The organism is Saccharopolyspora sp. (assembly GCF_017434145.1).
In the GTDB taxonomy this organism is placed as follows: domain Bacteria; phylum Actinomycetota; class Actinomycetes; order Mycobacteriales; family Pseudonocardiaceae; genus Saccharopolyspora_C; species Saccharopolyspora_C galaxeae.
This window is the reverse complement of record NZ_JAFRFW010000388.1, coordinates 1-1583: the sequence shown is the minus strand read 5'-3', so window position 1 is coordinate 1583 and position 1583 is coordinate 1. Positions and strand designations below refer to the sequence as shown.

At 74.3% G+C, this 1583-nt stretch carries 2 protein-coding genes; one reads left to right on the top strand and one right to left on the bottom strand.

Annotation, left to right across the window (positions count from 1 at the left end; translation table 11 throughout):
* A partial coding sequence (locus IJH84_RS10545) for a glycosyltransferase family 2 protein (RefSeq protein ID WP_295143360.1) occupies positions 1-1007 on the bottom strand: 1007 nt, incomplete at its 3' end.
* 109 nt (positions 1008-1116) lie between these two features.
* Here IJH84_RS10545 and IJH84_RS10540 point away from each other — a divergent pair.
* Positions 1117-1583, top strand: a 467-nt coding sequence (locus IJH84_RS10540) for a glycosyltransferase (protein ID WP_295143357.1), incomplete at its 3' end; no start/stop codon positions are given.

Here is a 1583-nt window from a genome sequence, read left to right as displayed (position 1 = left end):
GGCGGAGCGCGGCGCGCGCGGGAGCGCGCGGGTAGCGCGCGGAGGCCGGCGCGGCTGAGCCGGTGCGACGCGGAGCGGAGCGGGAGCGCGCAGGTCACGGCCGCGAAGCGGAGAAGTTCGCGGGTCGCGATCGGGGCGGGAGCGCAGCGCAGCAGCGTGCGCAGGCGGTTGAGCTCGTTCCAGCGGTGGAACCGCGGCGAGCCGAGGCGAGAGCTGGCGCCGTGCAGGTGCGTGACGCGGGCTGCGGGAACCGACACGACGCGGCCTCCGGCGAGGCGGAGCCGCCACGACGTGTCGGTGTCCTCGTAGTAGCAGAAGAAGTTCGCCGGGACGCCGCCCACCGCCCGAACTCGCTCGGTCCGGAGCAGCGCCGCACCACCGCAGAACCCGAACACCTCGAACGCTGCGCCGGAACCGGTCTCACCCAGCTCGGAAGCGGATGCGCCGAGCCCGGTTTCGCCGGGTCCGCCCGCGCCAGCTTCGAGGATTCCTTTCTCGCCGGTCTCGGCCGTGCCGGTTCGAGCAGCCCCCGAGCGGTCTCGCGCCGCGTCGCATCGATGGGCCCCGCGGACTCTCCCGCCGGTCACCTCGGCGAGATCCGCCCCGTGCCCATCCGCAGTGAGCCGCACCCCGACCGACTGCACCGCACCGTCCGGCGCCCGCAGCACCGAGGCGGCAGCCCACGCTCCGGAATCCGCGTCCAGCGCGTCCTCCAGCGCCGCGAGCCAACCGGGCTCGGGAACCGCATCGTCGTTGAGCCACGCGACGAACGGCGTGCTCACCTGCGCCAACGCGGCAGCGATACCTCCCGCGTACCCGCGATTCCGGGACATCCGCAGCACTTCCGGCCGCGACGGGTGCCGCGCCAGCAATTCCGCGGTCCCGTCGGCCGACGCGTTGTCCACCACCAGAATCCGATGTGGACGGTCCTGGGCGGCCACCGCGTCCAGGCAGTCCGCCACGTGCGCCCGCCCGCGCCACGTGACGACCACGACGGTGCTGCGCAGGGTTCCCACCCGGCGGAGCCTAACCCGGCGGAAGCGCGATCTCCCGGTTCGGCACCATCGCCGCTGGTCCCGGCAAGAAGATCGAACCACTGCGGACTAGGGTGACCGCGTGCCCGAGCTGCTGGTGATCGCCGAGCAACTGCTCGCTCCCGTGCCCGGCGGAACCGGCCGCTACACGCGAGAACTGCTGCGCGCCCTCGCCGCCACGGCCCCGGACGACTGGGAAGTGACCTCCGCGGTCAGCCGCACAGCACACCCCGGCAGCGCCGCGGTCGACGGCGTGCACGGCCCGAAAGTCCTGCCACTGCCCCGAAAAGCGTTGATCGGAGGCTGGGAGCGCGGTTTGCCGTGGTGGCCCGGCGGCGACTCGGTCCACGCGATGACCCCGCTCGCCCCGCCGCGCAGGCGCGGCCGCGGACTCGTGGTCACCGTGCACGACACCGTTCCCTGGACCCACCCCGAGACGCTGACCCCGCGCGGTGTCCGCTGGCATCGCCGCGCGGTGCGCCGCGCCGCCGCGCAAGCCGACGCGCTGATCGTGCCCACCGAAGCGGTCGCCGCAGACCTCGCGGGCAG